General features: G+C 53.3%; 19 protein-coding genes. 2 read left to right on the forward strand and 17 right to left on the reverse strand.

What is annotated here, in order from left to right; genetic code table 11:
- Positions 1 to 204 precede the first annotated feature (204 nt).
- From ACTVDO_RS03695 to ACTVDO_RS03710, 4 genes are read right to left on the reverse strand one after another with little or no spacing between them, the layout of a single operon-like run.
- Positions 205 to 783, reverse strand: a complete 579-nt coding sequence (locus ACTVDO_RS03695) for a hypothetical protein (RefSeq protein WP_020959806.1) — start codon at positions 781 to 783, stop codon at positions 205 to 207.
- Positions 780 to 1,412, reverse strand: coding sequence for an SCO family protein (locus tag ACTVDO_RS03700; RefSeq protein WP_020959805.1), 633 nt, complete (start codon positions 1,410 to 1,412; stop codon positions 780 to 782). The genes ACTVDO_RS03695 and ACTVDO_RS03700 overlap by 4 nt, the downstream gene beginning before the upstream one ends.
- Complete coding sequence (locus ACTVDO_RS03705) at positions 1,405 to 2,853, reverse strand: cbb3-type cytochrome c oxidase subunit I (RefSeq protein ID WP_020959804.1); 1,449 nt, start codon at positions 2,851 to 2,853, stop codon at positions 1,405 to 1,407. Before ACTVDO_RS03705 ends, ACTVDO_RS03700 begins: the two co-directional genes overlap by 8 nt.
- On the reverse strand, positions 2,853 to 3,392 hold the full coding sequence (locus ACTVDO_RS03710) for a cytochrome-c oxidase (protein ID WP_020959803.1): 540 nt from the start codon (positions 3,390 to 3,392) through the stop codon (positions 2,853 to 2,855). The genes ACTVDO_RS03705 and ACTVDO_RS03710 overlap by 1 nt, the downstream gene beginning before the upstream one ends.
- Before the next feature lie 200 nt (positions 3,393 to 3,592).
- Between ACTVDO_RS03710 and ACTVDO_RS03715 the strand changes: the two genes are divergently transcribed.
- Positions 3,593 to 4,501, forward strand: a complete 909-nt coding sequence (locus ACTVDO_RS03715; protein WP_020959802.1) for a COX15/CtaA family protein — start codon at positions 3,593 to 3,595, stop codon at positions 4,499 to 4,501.
- A 28-nt stretch (positions 4,502 to 4,529) separates the two neighbouring features.
- Here the strand turns inward: ACTVDO_RS03715 and chrA are convergent, their stop codons facing one another.
- Positions 4,530 to 5,732 carry a chromate efflux transporter gene (gene chrA, locus ACTVDO_RS03720; RefSeq protein ID WP_020959801.1) on the reverse strand — a complete coding sequence of 401 codons (1,203 nt, stop codon included), beginning with the start codon at positions 5,730 to 5,732 and terminating at the stop codon, positions 4,530 to 4,532.
- A 73-nt stretch (positions 5,733 to 5,805) separates the two neighbouring features.
- Here chrA and ACTVDO_RS03725 point away from each other — a divergent pair, with 73 nt between their 5' ends.
- Positions 5,806 to 6,303, forward strand: coding sequence for an OsmC family protein (locus ACTVDO_RS03725; RefSeq protein ID WP_442901066.1), 498 nt, complete (start codon positions 5,806 to 5,808; stop codon positions 6,301 to 6,303).
- Between the two features lie 172 nt (positions 6,304 to 6,475).
- On the opposite strand, the gene ACTVDO_RS03730 is transcribed toward ACTVDO_RS03725, so the two are convergent.
- The 12 genes from ACTVDO_RS03730 to ACTVDO_RS03785 all read right to left on the reverse strand — a co-directional run bounded on the left by ACTVDO_RS03730 (position 6,476) and on the right by ACTVDO_RS03785 (position 16,926).
- Positions 6,476 to 7,675, reverse strand: coding sequence for an ABC transporter substrate-binding protein (locus tag ACTVDO_RS03730; RefSeq protein WP_442901067.1), 1,200 nt, complete (start codon positions 7,673 to 7,675; stop codon positions 6,476 to 6,478).
- A 151-nt stretch (positions 7,676 to 7,826) separates the two neighbouring features.
- Positions 7,827 to 8,534 carry an ABC transporter ATP-binding protein gene (locus ACTVDO_RS03735; RefSeq protein ID WP_020959798.1) on the reverse strand — a complete coding sequence of 236 codons (708 nt, stop codon included), beginning with the start codon at positions 8,532 to 8,534 and terminating at the stop codon, positions 7,827 to 7,829.
- Positions 8,527 to 9,291, reverse strand: coding sequence for an ABC transporter ATP-binding protein (locus tag ACTVDO_RS03740; RefSeq protein WP_442901068.1), 765 nt, complete (start codon positions 9,289 to 9,291; stop codon positions 8,527 to 8,529). Before ACTVDO_RS03740 ends, ACTVDO_RS03735 begins: the two co-directional genes overlap by 8 nt.
- A gap of 2 nt (positions 9,292 to 9,293) precedes the next feature.
- Entirely contained in the window at positions 9,294 to 10,331 is a 1,038-nt protein-coding gene (locus ACTVDO_RS03745) for a branched-chain amino acid ABC transporter permease (protein ID WP_442901069.1), read from the reverse strand.
- Positions 10,331 to 11,194: a branched-chain amino acid ABC transporter permease gene (locus ACTVDO_RS03750; protein ID WP_020959795.1), complete on the reverse strand. Its 864-nt coding sequence runs from the start codon at positions 11,192 to 11,194 to the stop codon at positions 10,331 to 10,333. The genes ACTVDO_RS03745 and ACTVDO_RS03750 overlap by 1 nt, the downstream gene beginning before the upstream one ends.
- 60 nt (positions 11,195 to 11,254) lie before the next feature.
- Entirely contained in the window at positions 11,255 to 11,836 is a 582-nt protein-coding gene (locus ACTVDO_RS03755) for a TetR/AcrR family transcriptional regulator (protein ID WP_442901070.1), read from the reverse strand.
- A gap of 20 nt (positions 11,837 to 11,856) precedes the next feature.
- Positions 11,857 to 13,026 carry a thiolase family protein gene (locus ACTVDO_RS03760; RefSeq protein ID WP_442901071.1) on the reverse strand — a complete coding sequence of 390 codons (1,170 nt, stop codon included), beginning with the start codon at positions 13,024 to 13,026 and terminating at the stop codon, positions 11,857 to 11,859.
- A 122-nt stretch (positions 13,027 to 13,148) separates the two neighbouring features.
- Complete coding sequence (locus tag ACTVDO_RS03765; RefSeq protein ID WP_020959792.1) at positions 13,149 to 13,553, reverse strand: MaoC family dehydratase; 405 nt, start codon at positions 13,551 to 13,553, stop codon at positions 13,149 to 13,151.
- On the reverse strand, positions 13,550 to 13,999 hold the full coding sequence (locus ACTVDO_RS03770; RefSeq protein WP_020959791.1) for a MaoC family dehydratase N-terminal domain-containing protein: 450 nt from the start codon (positions 13,997 to 13,999) through the stop codon (positions 13,550 to 13,552). Before ACTVDO_RS03770 ends, ACTVDO_RS03765 begins: the two co-directional genes overlap by 4 nt.
- Before the next feature lie 19 nt (positions 14,000 to 14,018).
- On the reverse strand, positions 14,019 to 14,783 hold the full coding sequence (gene fabG / locus ACTVDO_RS03775; protein WP_442901106.1) for a 3-oxoacyl-ACP reductase FabG: 765 nt from the start codon (positions 14,781 to 14,783) through the stop codon (positions 14,019 to 14,021).
- 44 nt (positions 14,784 to 14,827) lie between these two features.
- Positions 14,828 to 16,006 (reverse strand): acyl-CoA dehydrogenase family protein, encoded by a 1,179-nt coding sequence (locus ACTVDO_RS03780; RefSeq protein ID WP_442901072.1) that lies wholly within the window; start codon positions 16,004 to 16,006, stop codon positions 14,828 to 14,830.
- A gap of 176 nt (positions 16,007 to 16,182) precedes the next feature.
- Entirely contained in the window at positions 16,183 to 16,926 is a 744-nt protein-coding gene (locus ACTVDO_RS03785; protein ID WP_020959788.1) for an NAD-dependent protein deacylase, read from the reverse strand.
- Between the last annotated feature and the right edge of the window lie 185 nt (positions 16,927 to 17,111).

Here is a 17,111-nt window from a genome sequence, read left to right on the forward strand (position 1 = left end):
TTGCCAGCCTTAGTGTTAATGCAACGAAAACAAGCGCATTTCACTGATACCGGTAAAGATATTTGACACGGCGGTGAAAAATCCTTCTTTTCGTCAAAGAGAAAGAAAAGTGCACAAACAAAAAATAGACGAATCTTCATGGCGAAGATCCGTCCACATATTTATAAATCGGGGTCATCGGCAAAGGAGGGCTGTTCCTTTGCTTTAGCGGGCCGTCGTTTCTTTTGGTGTTCCCGCAACGAACAAACGCAGCAACCAAAAAGCGGCGAGCACAATAGCTAAAGCGATCATCGTGCGGCCAAGGGCGTTTTGTTGGTCCAACAAGTAGCTGTTGCACACGCGAACCGGCACGGCCAAATACAGCCAGCCCATGACCACGAGCATGGAAATGACATTGGCATGGACGACGCCGCGGGCAATCGGATGAAGCCGCTTCCAGCTGAACGATAGCGGCAGCCCCGCCAATAGCGGCAGCATCCCCCATTTGGCCAGCCGCATAAGCGGCTCGTTCAATGAAGCGTCGACCGAGCGCGGCAATAGCCAAAAGGCAAGCACGCTGACGGCTAACAGCAATCCAGGCAAGCCGTTTTCGTTCCAACGGCTGAGCAGTTCGGCAAAACGGCGGGGCAACGCCAACCCAAACAGCCATCCGGCCGCCACCAACAATGGAATTTGCCCGAGCATCACGCCGATCATCGACGACTCCAACCAACGCGACACGGGCGGCAGCGCCAAGACGGCCATCAATGTAGCACCACCGGCAAGATAAGACATCCGCTTCATGGTTTCACCACCTTGGATGTTTCGTCCTCGAGCAGGCGGACCAACTCCGCGCTGACCATTTCTGGATTGTTGTAGTCAAAAATACGGACGATCCGCCCCTGCTCATTGATCAAATAAAAGGCCGCGTTATGTTCGTATCCGCCCCGTCCGTCCGGGATCACAATGACACCGAGCGCGTTTAATAATTGTTTCAGTTCCCCGTCATCCGGCACACGGGCCATGCGCCATGTAACGCCGTCTGCTCCGTAGTGGTGAGCGTGATGCTGCAACATCTCCGGCGTGTCGCGTTTGTTGTCGAAGCTAATGCTGAAAAACTCAAGGGGTTCACCAGGCGAAGAGCGGTGCACCGCGTCATAGACGCGGCGCAAGTTCATCTCGATGACCGGGCAAATATCGCCGCATTGCGTGTACATAAAGGTGGCCAACTTCCACTTGCCATCACGACCGGGCCAAGAAAACGTATGACCGGATTGATCTTCAAGATGCACAACTGGAAGCGGTTTTGGCTCTTGCAAGATAGCGAGGCGGCGGGCGGTTTCGCTCGTGAACGCCTGAAACCCGTCCGTCCCGTACCAAAGAAGCCCAATCCCGAACATAAGTGCGAAGAGGATCGCCGCCGTCTTACGCATACGGCCCCGCCTCGACATCCTTTGCCACCCGGGCAGGGATGACGGAAACGGAAAACCGATAAAGGAATACGGAAACGGCAGCGATAATGGCCACTGCAAACATCGCCCCCATGCGATCATACGGAACCCATTCCGGGAAATGCACCGCCCAGCGCCGCGGAGCGCTTACCTTTCCGGAGAACAGGAACGTACCGCACAAGCTGAGGAAGAAAATCGCATAAACCCAGAAACTCACCATATCCGCATAACCGACGCTGCTTCTGCTCTCACGGATGAGATAATACATAAAACCGAACAACATCGACACCGCGCCGATTCCCATATACATGTGGAAATGCCCCGGCACCCACTTCGTGTTGTGCATGACATGGTTGATGACGATGGTCGCATCGGCAATGGCCGGCATGACGCCCGCCACCCAGCCGAACATCGAAAGAAAAATGAAGCTTGACGCCATATCCCACTCAATGCCGGACCGATACACGATCATCAACGCGCCAAAAGCGGTCACGACCAAAACCGGCAAGCCGTTTAAATACGAGAACACCTGGCCGATAATCAACATCCATTTCGGCATGGCAAAGTCCATCAATAAATGGTGCGGATAAATAATGATCGTAAACAATGTCGACATGTTCCAGGCGATCAGAAAAATTTTGTACGATTTCCACGGCCGGTTCGTATATTTCGGCAAAATTTCGTAGACCGCAATGACTCCCATGTAAATGACCGAGTTGGCGAAAATATGTCCAAAGGCGTAAATCAAGTTTTTCGCGAGCAATGGATCGATCTCAATAGATGGTTGGAACAAATTGATCAAGCTCATCACTAAGACGCTGGCGCCGGCCGTCAAGGAAACGAGGTTGACGATCGACACCATCGTGCTCGCCACAACGGTCGGCGGCGGCCCATAGCCTTTTGCTTTTCCGAGAATTTGCGGCCAGCCAAGGCCGTTCCCAAGACTGCCGTACTGGCGAATAATGGCTCTTGAGGTGTCAAGATATAGAAGCAAAAAGCTAACACCAATGAGCAGCATGCCGATCAAGTACAAACTCGCCCCTGCTTTCCCCCACATACCGGCGGACATGGCCGGCAGCGGGTACAAAAACGTCCAGGCTCCGGCAAAACGGAAAACAAAAATGCTGACGGCAGTAATAGCCGCTCCCGTTAAAAACAACACAAAGTGGGCGACGAAAATGGGGAACGACAACGGGACATACTGGCGCAAGAAGTACCACATCACGGCCGACGCCGCAAACGCCGCCGCGCCGATCATAAACGTGCCATGGGCGGTCATCATTTCATAAAACGTATCTTGTCCAAGCGGGATCATGTTCCCTTGCGCAAGCAGCATGAACAGACCCAACACCATCATAAGCAAGATCGCAACACCGCTTACAAGCATATACCACGCGGTCATCTTCCGAACGTTCGCTTCCATTAGTTCCCCTTCCCTTCTTCGGCCGGGGCGACGGTGATCGTCGCAACCATCACATGGTGGCCGATGCCGCAATATTCTAAACAAAGAACTTGATAAGTTCCTGGCTTGTCAAACGTGTAGTAAATCGTATTTGTATACTTCGGCATGGCCTGCGTTTGAGCAAGCAGCTCCATGCGTTCATCATAAATGCCGACCCCGTGGTTGACATCCTCGCTCGTCACTTGAAAGGCGATCGGCTCACCGACACGAAACTCGTTTTGGCTCAGCACAAAACCAAACTGTCGCGCTTTTACTTGAACCACGGTCGAATCGGCGGCGTGCGCCGGCTTTTCAAACGGCAAATCGCGCAGCGTATAAAACGTCGCCAGGCCCATGGCCGCAATAACGGCCAAAAACCATACATTCCGAATGCGGTAGCCCTTTCGCTGGATCGGCTCATAGTCGGTGCGTCGGCCAGAATGGGCGACAACGTACAAAAAAACGAAGATGACAAACAAAATGAGAATAATGGAGATGATCCAAGCGGCTTGTTGGTACATGGTTGCAGCATTCCTCCTTTTCACTCGCTAAGATAGTTTCACTATAGGGAATGATGGCGCTTTCCATCAGTTAACTTCGTCACAAAATCACCCATTTTTCTCTCTATTTGGTTTTCTATGGTGAATGTGATAGAGCGCACAGTAGCGGCCGGAAGGACTTGCTATAATGATAGAAATGGAAAAAGGGGGAAAAAGAGGAGATGAAATCGTTGGCTTTCTGGGCGGTGGCCGTCACTTGCTTTTTAATTGTCTTCGGCGGGTATGTGGCGTCCTCGAACTCGGGGATGGGGTGTGGTCCTGACTGGCCGCTTTGCAACGGGGTGCTCGTCCCGGTGTTGAAGGGGGCGACGCTGATTGAATACGCCCACCGGCTCATCGGGGCCTTGTTAGCCGTCTTAACCGGGGTGCTTTGCCTCCACTTATGGCGTTTCCCCCGGCGCGGAGCGGACCGCATCGCTTCAGCGGCGACGGTTGGCTTGCTTACGGTGCAGATTATGCTCGGCGCCTTTGTTGTTTGGTTTGACCTCCCGCCTGCTATTGTAACCATCCATTTTCTTATGGCGTTTCTTTTTTTAGGCTGCCTTCTTTGGATTTGGCGGAATGTCCCTTATTCTTCTTTTGCACCTTTGCCGACATCCGCCCCGACAGAGGCGAAACGGCATGCCCGTGTTCTTTTGGTTTTTTTCACAACCACGCTGCTGCTCGGGGCGTATGTGAAGCACCAACATTACGGCCTAGCATGTGGATGGTTGGCATGCGGAGAATCAATTTGGCCATCAAGTAAAGCACAAATGTGGCAAACGGCGCATCGGGCCGCTGCCACAGCTACGGTGTTGTATACAATTTGGACAGCTTTTATTGCGCACCGGCGCGGCTGGGGGCGCCCGCTGAAGCGGCGCCTCCTTTTGGCGGCAGCGGTCGGGCTGCTGCAAGCGGCCTTGGGTGTCGGCACAATCGAAAGCGGCCTTCATCTCCCGTGGGCGGTCGTTCATTTAGCGGGCGGCACATGGCTGGCGCTGCTGTTGATCGATCTATGCATCTGTTTGCATCTGCCGGCTATTGCAGCGGCAAAATCAACCCCGTCGTTGTCCATTTCTGGGCGATCATGAAAAGCCGCCATTATGGTGCTTGGGGCCATCAGCCAAGCCAAGCGCGCAGCCATCCGCCGGCGAACGAAACAAGGACGACCGCCCATGCCGGCCACTTCCAAATGGAAAGGAGAAGAAAAGCACCAAGCACGAACGCCAGATCAGCCGGACCTTTCACCGCTTTCATCCAAATCGGGTCATACAGTGCCGCAAGCAAAATCCCGACTACAGCGGCGTTAATGCCGGCAAGCGCCGCTTGGAAACGCGGATGGTGGCGAAGCCAATGCCAAAACGGAAAGGCGCCGAGCACAAGCAAAAAAGACGGAAGAAAAATCGCCATGGTAGCGACGAGCGCCCCTTTCCAGCCGAAACTGGCCATCCCGATGTAGGCGGCAAATGTAAACAGTGGGCCGGGAACGGCTTGGGCGGCGCTGTAGCCGGCTAAAAACTGGTCAGCGGCAACCCATCCTTGTGGCACCACTTCCGCTTCTAAGAGCGGCAACACAACATGACCGCCGCCAAACACAAGCGCCCCGGCGCGGTAAAAGCTGTCGGCCAACGCCAAAAGCGGTGAATGGCTCCATGCGCGGGCAAGCGGCAGAACGATCAGCAAGGTGGCAAACAACGAAAGCAGCGCCAGCCCCGTGAAACGACGGGTGGACGGTGGGACGCCTGCAGCCGGCCGCTCCCCTGCCTTTTGCAGCCCGGCTGCACCGATCACTCCCGCTATGACGATTACCGCTACTTGGCTCCACGCCCCCGGCGCAAGAAGGACGGCCGCCGCCGCCGCGACCGCAAGCGTTGCCTCAAGGCGGCCGGCGGCGAATTTGCGCGCCATCTCCCATACGGCTTGCGCTACGACTGCTACGGCCGCCAACAACAACCCATGCATCCAGCCGCCCCCGTCCCAAGAAGCACGTTGCAGCCAAATGGCAACAAGACTGAGGGCGAGCGCTGACGGCAACGTAAACCCAAGCCAGGCGGCAAGCGCCCCCCAAACACCGGCGCGCATAAATCCGATGCCGATGCCGACCTGGCTGCTTGCCGGCCCAGGGAGAAACTGACATAGAGCGACGAGATCGGCATACGTTTTGTCGTCGATCCACTTTTTTCGTTTTACATATTCTTCATAAAAATAACCGAGATGGGCCACCGGCCCGCCAAACGACGTCAAGCCGAGGCGGAGCGCTGTTATTCCAACCTCCCAGATGGAGCGGCGGCGGTTTGTTGCCTGTTGACCCACTTCAACCATCTATCCTCGCTCCTTTCGTTCGCGAAAATGTCATACTACAATCATATCATCATCGATGAGAGGAGAGAACATCATGAACGTTCGAACGATGGCGACAAACGGTTTGATTGCCGCCGTGTATATTGCGATGACGGCACTCATTCAGCCATTTGGCTTTACATGGTCTGGCGAAGGAGTACGCTCGGTGGCTAACATTAACGGCAAACAAGTCATCATTGACGAACCTCCATCCTTGGGAGGAACCGATCAAGGGCCGAATCCCGTAGAGCTGGTCCTAGCCGCACTAGGCGGTTGCATCAATGTGCTAGTCTCTCTGTTTGCCAGCCATCACGAGGTCGAACTGAAGAAAGTTCAAGTACACGTAGAAGGAGATTTAGATCCCGATGGCTTTATGGAGAAAGCGGACGTTCGGCCTGGATTCTTAGAAATTCGCTACCATATTGATATTGACTCTCCTTCCGACCCAAAAAATGTCCAAGCTTTGATCGAACACGTTGAACGTGTCTGCCCGGTAAAAGACACCCTAAGGGGCGTACCCACAGTACCTATAACGAATCAAACTACGTCATAATGCGAAAATGGAAAAGGCTGTCCGGAAAAGGTTGAGCGATAACCTTTTCAGACAGCCTCTCTATTGCTCCATCTACGGATTCTTGAGAGGATGCACACTTCAAGGCTCAGGAAAAGAACATTCCCGTTGGAAGCCCGGTGATCGAACTCTTCTGCCTGTCAGTCTGCATCGTTTATTTTATTAACTCAATCGGCACAACTTTTCCATTTTCCACCGCTGCAACGATAATTTTCGATTCAAAGCCGCCGTCTTCGCCGACATTCGGAACGACATATACTTGCTTTTCTTTCGGGATGTTTTTCAATCCTTCGTTCATATGTTCGCGAATGGCGGCTGGGTCATCAACCGTGCCGGCTGCCTTCATCGCTTCCACAAAGGCGTAAAGAGCTAAATAGTTGTAGGCGGATTCTGAGCTTGGTTCGGCATTGTACTTTGCCCGATAGTTTTCCACAAACTGCGGGGCTCCCGGCTCTTTCGACTCAATAAGCGGCATAACGCCGATCGCGCCTTCAAGCATCTCATAAGAACCGATCGTCCGTTGCATTTCATCGAGCTTCGCTTGGTCCATAATGATAAAGCCGCCTTTAAACCCTAGTTCCCGCGCCTGCTTCGCCACTTTCGCCGTCGGCTCCGACGGTCCGCCGATAAACAACACATCCGGTTTTTCTTTCAAGGCATTCGTGATAATCGTGAAAAAGTCAGTGTCTTTCGTGAAGTCAATCGATGTGTTATAAACAACTTCTCCGCCTTGTTTTTCCCAATATGGCAACAGTTTTTCTGTCCAGTCTTTCCCGTATTGCGTCGCTGTCGGCAAAGCGGCCAATTTTTTGCCAAAGCGCTTCATCACATAGTCTGTAAAGGTCGGAATGTAGCCGTCATAGCGCGGCGGAATGCGGATTGTCAGCTTGTTTCCTGTTTCTGTGATTTTTGGCTCGCTTGTATAAGCGGCAATGATGAAATTATCCGTTTGGTTGAACACTTGCAGCGCCATGACGCCCCCGCTGTGCGGGGTGAAGATAATCGGTGTACGATGCTCTTGGACGAGCCGTTTCGCATTTGCCGCCGTTTCGTTTGGCAAATATTTGTCATCCAATGACACGATATTGAGTTTATATGTTTTGCCGTTTACTTCAAATCCACCACTCTCATTGATTTCTTCCGCCGCCATTTTCACACCGTTTAACGTCCGCTCCCCGTAGTAGGCGGCCGGGCCGCTTAGCGGGCCGCTGTAACCAATATTGACGACGTTGTCGCCCCCACCGCTGTTAGTTCCGCCGGCGTTATGGTTCGTTGTCGAGCTGTTGCATGCCGCAAGCATAAACATCATGATGGCTGTCATCAACGCTGCAATCGACCATTTTCGTTTTTTCACCTTGCTCCCCCCTATTTTTTAACTCCTACCAACAACGTTCAGATCACATCGGCCGCGTCCGCCGTTCACCCCCTTTCTCCATCTTGTTGCATCGATCGTGAAGAAGAGAGTCTCCTTGATGAACGTCTTTCGAATGCCTCAAGGCGGCCGATTATGTGCCAATATATGCCTTGCGGACGTCGTCGTTGGCGAGCAGTTCATCCTTCGTCCCCGAAGCGACGATCGTCCCGTTTTCAAACACGTAGCCGTGATGGGCGATGGACAGCGCCGCATGGGCATTTTGTTCGGCGAGCAAAATCGTCGTCCCTTCCTCATTAATTTGTTTAATCGTCGCAAACATTTGCTCGACAATGAGCGGGGCGAGCCCAATGGACGGCTCATCAAGCAGCAACACTTTCGGGCGCGACATTAAGGCGCGGCCGATGGCGAGCATTTGCTGCTGTCCGCCGCTTAGCGATCCGGCCGGTGCGTTTCGCTTTTCACGCAAGATCGGGAACAGTTCATATACATGCTCGATCGACTGGCGGATGGCCTCTTTGTCCTTCCGGTGGACATAGGCTCCCATGAGCAAATTTTCATACACACTCATGCGGCCAAACAGTTTGCGCCCCTCGGCGCATTGTACGACACCGCGCTGCACAATCCGATCAGGAGGGAGCGGGTCAATGCGCTCCCCGTCGAGGGAGATTTCCCCTTGCGCTGGTTTATGCAGTCCGCTGATCGTGCGAAACAGCGTGCTTTTCCCCGCCCCGTTGGCGCCAAGCAACACCGCAATTTCCCCTGGCCTGACAGAAAACGTCACATCGCGAATCGCCGTGAAACTGCCATAGCGGACAGACACGTTCGTCACCTCAAGCAACAGTACTCCCCCCTAAATACGCTTGAATGACCGCCTCGTTGTTTTGCACTTCTTCCGGCGTTCCTTCGGCAATTTTTTCGCCATAATTCAGCACCATAATGCGGTCAGCGATTTTCATAATCATCGACATTTTATGCTCAATGAGACAAACGGTCAGACCACCCTCAACCATTTTGACGATCAGCGCTTCCAATCCTTCCGTTTCGTCCGGATTGACGCCGGCAGCCGGCTCATCAAGCAAAACGAGTGTCGGGTCGGTCGCCAGAGCGAGCGCAAACGCCACCCGCTTCTTCTGTTCTTGCGACAAGTTGACGACGAGCCGATCCGCTACATCGGTCAACCCAACGAAATCGAGCACTTCCATCGCCTTTTCTTTACACGCCTGTTCCTCGCGGCGATGTCGTTTTGTGCGCAAAATGGCATCAACCAAATTTGATGCGGTGCGGAGCCGGTGACCGATGATGACGTTATCCATGACTGTTGACTGTTCAAACAAGTGGGTCGTTTGAAACGTGCGGGCAATGCCGAGTTTCGCCCGTTCATTCGCCGGCAGGCGGGTAATGTCGCGCCCCTGGAACGTAATCGTCCCGGATGTCGGCCGATACAGGCCGCTAATCAAATTGAAAAACGTTGATTTGCCAGCACCGTTCGGGCCGATGATGGCATTTACCTTCCCTTGTTCGACGGAAAACGTGACGTCATTGACCGCCGACAACCCGCCAAATCGTTTCGTCAACCGTTCGACGTGTAAAAACATGTTCATCCCTCCTCGACATGCCGTTCGCTCCGTCCTTGTCGCGAAACAGCCAGCTCAGCAGCGGTTTGCTTTGCTTCCTCCTGAAGGCGGCGGGTTTCCTTCCGCTTCGCGCTCAAACGGATGAACCCGCCCGCGATGCCGTGCGGGTAAAAGATGATCAGCAGCGTCAGCACAGGGCCGAAAATCAACATCCGATAATCTTGCAAAAACTGCAGCTGCTGCGATAAAAACGTGATCAGCAGCGTGCCGACAACCGGTCCGGCAAGTGTGCCGATGCCGCCGACAAGCAAGTATGTTAAAAAGTCAAACATGACAGTAACATAGGCGATATCCGGACCGAGAAAACGGATAAAAGACGCGTATAGCGCCCCGGCCAGCGCTGTGAAAAAAACCGACAAAACGAACGAGGCGAGCTTGTTTTTCATCGTGGAGATGCCAAGCGTCAACGCGAGCTCCTCGCTGTTGCGAATGGCGATATACGTCCTTCCTGTCAACGAATAGACGAGCCGATACATGACAAACATGACCGCGCACAAGAAAAACAACACCAAATAATATTGGGCGACCGGCGTCTGAAACGACAGCGGCCCGATATCAGCGGGCGCCGGAATGCCGATGAAACCGCGCACTCCGCCCGTTAAGCTGTCCCATTTATCAATGACTAAATAAATGATATACCCGACACAGAGCGTATAAATGGCGAAGAAGTGCTCTTTCGTCCGCAGGGCGACAAGACCGATGACAAGGCCAAGCAGCGATGTGAATATGGCCGAGAGTACGAACGCCCCCCAAAACGGCAACCCGACTTTTACGGTCAAAATGCCGAGCGTATAAGCGCCAATGGCAAAAAATCCAGCGTGGGCAAGCGACAAATAACCGGTGTAGCCGGCAAATAAATTCAACCCGTAAACGGCGATCATCCAAATAAAGGAGATTGTCATCATGTGCAAGTAATAGCCGTTGGTCACAAGCAGCGGGAAGGCGAGCGCCAACGCCGCAAGAACAGCGAGCCACAGGCGTCGTTTTTCGAAAGCGGCCATCAATGTCCCTCCTTGGCAAACAATCCGTTCGGTTTGACCGTTAAAATGATGACAAGAATGGCGAAAGCAATAATGTCTTTATAGTCATTGGATACGTACGTCGCCCCTAAGCTTTCGCTGAAACCTAAAATATAACCGCCGACAATCGCGCCGGGAATGCTTCCCATGCCGCCGAGAATAATAATGACGAACGCTTTCAAGATGACAAGATGGCCCATGCCGGGAAACACGAGGTTGATCGGCGAAGCAAGCGAAGCGGCAAGCGCTGCCAGACCGCCGGAAAGAAGAAACGTCATCATGGCGACCTTGTTTGTGTTAATGCCGACTAAATTCGCCCCTTCGCGGTTTTGCGCCATTGCAATGATCGAGGCACCGATGAACGTCTTTTTTAAGAAGAGGTAAAGCAAGATCATGATCACAACAGTGGATGCGATGATGAGGATGCGTTGAATCGTCAAGGTCAAGCCGAAAACAGTGACGACATTGCCGTACGGCGTCGGCATCGTCTGATAATCCGCCCCCCAGATGAATTGAGCGAACGCTTCCAAAAACAGCAAAATGCCAATCGCCGCAATTTTGTCATGAAGCGGCGGTGCGTCACGGAGTGGATAAAATACCAGCCGCTCCATCAAGACGCCAAGCAGGCCGACCGCCACCATCGACACAACAATGGCCAAGCCATACGGCAGCCCGGCTTTCGTCATGGCGGTGAGCGTCACATAGCCGCCCATCATATACAGCGCGCCGTGGGCAAAGTTTGGGATATGCAAAATACCATAGACGAGCGTCAATCCTAAGGCAACAAGACTGTAAACGCTTCCAACCGTCAGCCCGTTTAACAGCTGCTGGATAAACAATTCCATCCCGATCCCCCCTGTCTCTCCCACTAAAGGCGGACGAACCGCCTAACGGCTCGACACGACCTACCTTTTGGGCCGTTCTGGCATTCGAATGCCGTTTAAAATGAAGTCAACGTAAATGTCGGTTAGCTCCTCTTCCGAAACACCCCCGCCCGGTTGAAACCAGTAGTAACTCCAATTCGTGATGCCGAGCAGACCGAACGTAATCATTTCCGCATGAAGCGACGGCTTAAATTCGCCACAGGCGATCCCTTCCTGAATAAGCTGTTCATACTGCTTGCGGAACGCCCGCCGCTTCCCGCGGATTTCCTCCAAATGATCATTGGTCAAATGCCGCATTTCGCGGAAGAAAATGCGGGCGCTTTTCTTCCGCGTGCGAATGTTGCGAATAACCATATAGACGATCGCGTGCAGTTTTTCTGTACAGCTCCTCTTTGGCTCCTGCAGCAGGCGCTTCTGTTGGTCAAGCAAATCTTCGATATAGGAGATGCATATATCGCGCAGCAATTCTTCTTTGCTTTTGTAATAGTAATAAAACGCCCCTTTTGTTGCCCCGACCGCTTCGACGATTTCCTGCACGGACGTTTCTTTAAATCCTTTGCGGTCAAATAGTTCAATCCCGGCTTCCATCAATTTTTCTTTCATCGTCCATTGTCCCCATGCATTCAGGCTCGTTCCACAATCGCCGCGATCCCCTGACCGCCGCCGATGCACGCCGTAATGAGGGCGTAGACCCCGCCGCGGCGCTTCAATTCATATACCGCTTTCGTGATCAAAATCGCTCCGGTCGCGCCGAGCGGATGGCCGTGAGCGATGGCGCCGCCGTTGACGTTCACTTTTTCTGGATTCATCTCGAGCTCGCGGTCGCAGGCGATCACTTGGGCGGCAAACGCTTCATTGATTTCGATGATGTCCATGTCATCGAGCGTCAGCCCGACTTTTTCGAGCACTTTTTTTGTCGCCGGCACCGGACCGATGCCCATTACGTTCGGATCGACCCCGGCAACCGCATGGGCGCGGATAACCGCAAGCGGCTTTACGCCGAGCTGTTCCGCTTTTTCCCGCGACATGATGACGAGCGCAGAGGCGGCATCGTTCAGCCCCGAGCTGTTCCCGGCCGTCACCGTTCCGCCTTCCAAAAACGCCGGCGGCAGTTTCGCGAGCGCTTCGATCGTCGTGGTCGGGCGCGGATGTTCGTCCGTATCGAAGACAAACGGCTCGCCTTTTTTCACCGGAACGGTAATCGGCACAATTTGTTCGTCAAACCGCCCTTCCTGCATGGCGCGCGCCATGCGCTGCTGACTCCGCAAGGCGAAGGCGTCTTGTTCTTCGCGGCTGATGCCATATTTTTTCACTAAATTTTCTGCTGTAATGCCCATCGGCGGATCGCCGATCTCTTTCGGTGACAGCTGCGATTTGCGAAAGCTTGGCGGCGTCTGGCTGTACGGTTTTTCCGGGCGGTCCATCAAATACGGCGCGCGGCTCATGCTTTCCACCCCGCCGGCCACATAGACGTCCCCGTCGCCAGCCCAAATGGCTTGCGCCGCCAACGCCACGGCGTTAATGCCAGAGCCGCACTGGCGGTCAACCGTTATGCCGGTCAGCCCAAGCGACAGCCCGGTTTGCAGTGCCGTCAGCCGGGCGATATTGCCGCCGCCGCTTAAGACGTTGCCCATGATGACATCATCGATAAGTTCCGAGCCGATGTTCGCCCGCCGCACCGCTTCTTTGATCACTTCCGCACCGTAAACATGCGCCGGCAGCGTCGCCAAGGCGCCCCCTTGGCGGGCGATGGCCGTTCGCACCGCGGACACAATGACGGCATCCCGTTTCATCGCGATTCCCCCTCGCTCTTTGTTTGAAATTGCAACATCGCCGCCTTGTTTTGACTTTCAAGACTGGAGAGTTCGAGCCTTTGCACTTTGTGGCGGAAGGAGACGGCCAGCTGCCGCCTCCCTTATTCGTATAGGGCAAAGACCGCTTCGCCTTTCACGACTTCCTTTCCGTGCTGATTGACAGCGGCGACCACAAACCGAATCGCCTTGTCATCCTTTTCTTTGACTTTCGCCTTTAACGTGACGACATCGTTTAAAAACACCATCGACTGAAAGCGGACGAAATAATCTTGAACAAACCCTTCCTCACAATATGGCGTAAACAGTTTGGCGAGGTTGCCCATCGTCCACATCCCATGGGCAATAATGCCCGGCAGGCCGGCTTTTTTCGCTTCGTCGTCGATCGTATGGATCGGATTGTAGTCCCCTGAAGCACCGGCATATTTGATTAAATCAAGCCGGGATACCGGGGGAAGCGTCACGTCGGGAAGCGACTGTCCCACTTGCCATTCGCGGATCGTTGTCATACGCTCATCGCCTTTCTAACCGCCTCATTGATAATGATCGTCGAGGTGGAAGTAAAAATAAGGTTGCCATCGGCGTCTTCGCCGTTGTTGGCAATGACTAAAAAGCCGAGCTGGCCCATGCTGCTTTGTTTTTCGTAATAATCTTTGACTTCCGCATAGCAGTACAGCTCTTCGCCGACAAACAGCGGGCGCTCGTAATGGAAGCGCTGCTCGCCGTGGATGAGCCCTTTGGCCGGCAATTTCAACCCTTCAATGACACCGTAGTCAAACACGCGCGGAAACGTCGGCGGGGCAATGTTGCGCCCGTAGCGCGACCGTTTTCCTGTTTCTTCATCCCAATAAATCGGGTGTAAGTCGCCGATTGCTTCGGCGAACTTTTTGACCGCCCCGCGTTCAACTATGTTTTTCACTTTCACCGATCGTTTGCCGATGTCCCCTTGATACATCGTCCGCCCCCCTCATTTTTCAGCATTTCGGGCCGCCGGCCACATACAGCACTTGGCCGTTGACAAACGACGACTTTTCATCGGCAAAAAACGCAACCGCATTGGCGATATCTTCCGGTCGGCCGCTGCGCCCGACCGGGATGTTGGCAACGCTTGCCTGAATGAGCTGCTCAAACGAAATGCCAAGCCGCTCGGCAGTCGCCTTTGTCATATCGGTTTCAATAAACCCGGGCGCGACGGCGTTCGTCGTAATGCCGAATTTGCCAAGCTCAATCGCCAACGTTTTCGTAAACCCTTGAATGCCGGCTTTCGCCGCCGAATAGTTCGCCTGGCCGCGGTTGCCGAGCGCGGAAGTCGACGAAACGTTGATGATGCGTCCGTACCCTTTTTCAACCATATATTTTTGTGCAGCACGGGCGCAATAAAATGCTCCCTTCAAATGGACATCCATGACCGTTTGCCAGTCATCATCCGTCATTTTAAACAGCAAGTTGTCGCGGATCACGCCCGCGTTGTTGACGAGAATATCAAGCGAGCCGAACCGTTCGACTATTTCTTGCACCGTCGTTTCCACTTGTTCGCGGTCGGTGACGCTCGCCACTTTCGCGTACACGTCATACCCTTTTTCGCGCAGTTCGGCAGCCGTTGCTTCAAGCGCTTCCTCATTTAAGTCAATAAACGCGACTTTTGCTCCTTCTTCCGCGAACCGGGTGACGATCGCCTTGCCGATGCCGCGGCTTCCCCCGGTCACAAACACCACTCTTCCTGCAAACCGTTGACTCATCATGTTCTCCTCCCTTTCGGTAACGCTTTCATTCTTTCGTCTTCTTATAGAAATTGGCCAAGCTTTACATGTCCTTTAATTAAGTTGCGGGCGATAATGAGACGTTGAATTTCATCCGTGCCGTCGTAAATGCGCCATAATCTCGCCTCGCGATACCAGCGCTCGATCGGCATCTCTTTCGTATAGCCCATGCCGCCATGGATTTGCATCACCCGATCGACAACACGGTTGCCCATGTTGGCGCCAAACAGTTTCGCCATCGACGCCAAGTGGCGGTTGTCCTCCCCTTGGTCGAGCGTAAACGCGGCATTTAAGACGAGCCATTTGGCCGCCTCAATTTCCACCGCCGAATCGGCGATCATCCATTGGATCGCTTGCCGCTCGGCGATCGGCTTGCCGAATGTGACGCGCTCTTTCGCATAATCGATCGCCATTTGCAGCAGCCGCTCCGCCGCTCCGACCGCCCGGGCGCCAACGACCCAGCGCGCATAGCCGATCCACTCAAGTCCAAGCTTGTAGCCGTAGTGCAGCTCGCCTAAAATGTTTTCTTCCGGAACGCGCACGTTTTCAAAAATTAAGCTGGCTGGGGTGGCCGGCCCCATCGTATGTATCGGTTCGGAGCGCCAGCCCATCTCGCGGTCGACGATAAAGCACGTCACCCCTTCACGCCCGTTCGTCGTCTGATGCCGTTCTTTGTCGGTAATGGCAATGACCATCACGAAATCGGCATCATTGCCGCCGGTAATAAATGTTTTCTCCCCGTTTAACACCCATTCGTCGCCGTCTTTGACCGCCGTCATTTTAATGTTGCGCGTATCGGACCCCGCCCCTGGCTCGGTCATGGCGAAACACGATTTTTTCTCGCCGTTGATCGTCGGGATCAAATATTTTTTCTTCTGCTCCTCATTGGCATAATACAAAATGTTGTCCGCCGACCCGCCGAACTGGAACGGAACGAGTGTTTTTGCCACTTCCATGAGGACGATCGCCTGCATGACGTGGCCCAAGTTCGCGCCGCCGTATTCCTCCGGCGTGTTAATCCCCCAAAAACCCGCCTCTTTCGCTTTAAACTGCAGCTCTTTTAATTTCTCCGGCGCAAGCCCGGGCTTTCCTTCCCGCTCATTGCGCAATACGTCATTTTCGAGCGGCACCAATTCTTTTTCGACAAACTTGCGAATCGCCTTTTGCACCATGCGCTGCTCATCGGTTAAGCGTAAATACATGATTGTTCCCCCCGTTTTCGTTACGCTTTGAAACGAAATCCCACTCCCATAAATACCAACCGGTTGGTATGTTATCTTTATTATATTCGAATGTTCTGAAAAGTACAATACTTTTTTATGTTTTTGTCCAACGGGAAAACGTCCACGGTTCTCCCGCTGGCACGATGCTTACCCATCTATTCCGCCTGTATTTGCCTGCGCACACCGGCGACCGTTTCACCGATCCCTCCATAAATGACAAGATCAAATATCCCGTCCATCCTCGTCGCCGTTTTGTTCATCAATACTTTTCGTGTTGCCGGCGACTCGGCGGCGACATAAAACGGGATTTGGTTGACAGGCGCCACTTCCAAACTTGTTCCCATCGCCAAAAACAAATCGCTTTCCGCCGCTTTGGCAAACGCTTCCTCGATATGCGGCACGAATCCGCCGAACAAAACGACGTCTGGCTTCAAAATCGCCCGGCATTCGTTGCAGCGCGGCACATCGTTGCGATTGACAAACGCCAATTCATACGTTTTACCGCATGACGGACATGTCGCCGTCCGCAGCGTACCGTGCAGCTCAATCACATGCGTGCTTCCTGCTTTCACATGCAGGCCGTCAATATTTTGCGTTAAAATCACCACTCGTTTCCCGATGTCTTCCAGCCAGCGAAGAAACCGATGCCCATCATTCGGAGCAAAACCGCCCATCAGTTTCAACGAAAATAGTTGCTTGAACCGGCGCCAAAAATCAATAGGGTCTTTTTCAAAATAATACTCCGACAAATAATGTTCGACATTTTCCTCGTGCGCATAAATCCCGTTTTCGCCGCGAAAATCGGGGATGCCGGACTCCGTGCTCATCCCCGCCCCGGTCAGGACAGCGATTGTGTCAGCCTCTCGAATCCATTGAGCCAACTTGTCTCTTTCCCTCACAGTCCATTCCCCCTTGCAAGCAACATATTCTCCCCTTATTATACACTTGCTGTTTTAGGTGAAACAGGACATCGTTCCTACCTTTATAATGATAATTGGTCCTCTAAATGGAACAGATGGAAATAACTTTATAGAAATAGTAGGAATAAATCCCGATTGGGTTCCCAATTATCCCCCCTTATAAT

Source organism: Geobacillus sp. BK01 (assembly GCF_052220245.1).
Classification (GTDB): Bacteria; Bacillota; Bacilli; order Bacillales; family Anoxybacillaceae; genus Geobacillus.

Coding starts and splice junctions, on each gene's coding strand:
- ACTVDO_RS03705 (WP_020959804.1), bottom strand. CDS start 2,853: ATGGAAGCGAACGTTCGGAAGATGACCGCGTGGTATATGCTTGTAAGC.
- ACTVDO_RS03700 (WP_020959805.1), bottom strand. CDS start 1,412: ATGCGTAAGACGGCGGCGATCCTCTTCGCACTTATGTTCGGGATTGGG.
- ACTVDO_RS03765 (WP_020959792.1), bottom strand. CDS start 13,553: ATGACAACGATCCGCGAATGGCAAGTGGGACAGTCGCTTCCCGACGTG.
- ACTVDO_RS03715 (WP_020959802.1), top strand. CDS start 3,593: ATGAAATCGTTGGCTTTCTGGGCGGTGGCCGTCACTTGCTTTTTAATT.
- ACTVDO_RS03695 (WP_020959806.1), bottom strand. CDS start 783: ATGAAGCGGATGTCTTATCTTGCCGGTGGTGCTACATTGATGGCCGTC.
- ACTVDO_RS03725 (WP_442901066.1), top strand. CDS start 5,806: ATGAACGTTCGAACGATGGCGACAAACGGTTTGATTGCCGCCGTGTAT.
- ACTVDO_RS03740 (WP_442901068.1), bottom strand. CDS start 9,291: ATGTTTTTACACGTCGAACGGTTGACGAAACGATTTGGCGGGTTGTCG.
- ACTVDO_RS03745 (WP_442901069.1), bottom strand. CDS start 10,331: ATGGCCGCTTTCGAAAAACGACGCCTGTGGCTCGCTGTTCTTGCGGCG.
- chrA (WP_020959801.1), bottom strand. CDS start 5,732: ATGGTTGAAGTGGGTCAACAGGCAACAAACCGCCGCCGCTCCATCTGG.
- ACTVDO_RS03750 (WP_020959795.1), bottom strand. CDS start 11,194: ATGGAATTGTTTATCCAGCAGCTGTTAAACGGGCTGACGGTTGGAAGC.
- fabG (WP_442901106.1), bottom strand. CDS start 14,783: ATGAGTCAACGGTTTGCAGGAAGAGTGGTGTTTGTGACCGGGGGAAGC.
- ACTVDO_RS03780 (WP_442901072.1), bottom strand. CDS start 16,006: ATGTATTTACGCTTAACCGATGAGCAGCGCATGGTGCAAAAGGCGATT.
- ACTVDO_RS03760 (WP_442901071.1), bottom strand. CDS start 13,026: ATGAAACGGGATGCCGTCATTGTGTCCGCGGTGCGAACGGCCATCGCC.
- ACTVDO_RS03770 (WP_020959791.1), bottom strand. CDS start 13,999: ATGTATCAAGGGGACATCGGCAAACGATCGGTGAAAGTGAAAAACATA.
- ACTVDO_RS03755 (WP_442901070.1), bottom strand. CDS start 11,836: ATGAAAGAAAAATTGATGGAAGCCGGGATTGAACTATTTGACCGCAAA.
- ACTVDO_RS03710 (WP_020959803.1), bottom strand. CDS start 3,392: ATGTACCAACAAGCCGCTTGGATCATCTCCATTATTCTCATTTTGTTT.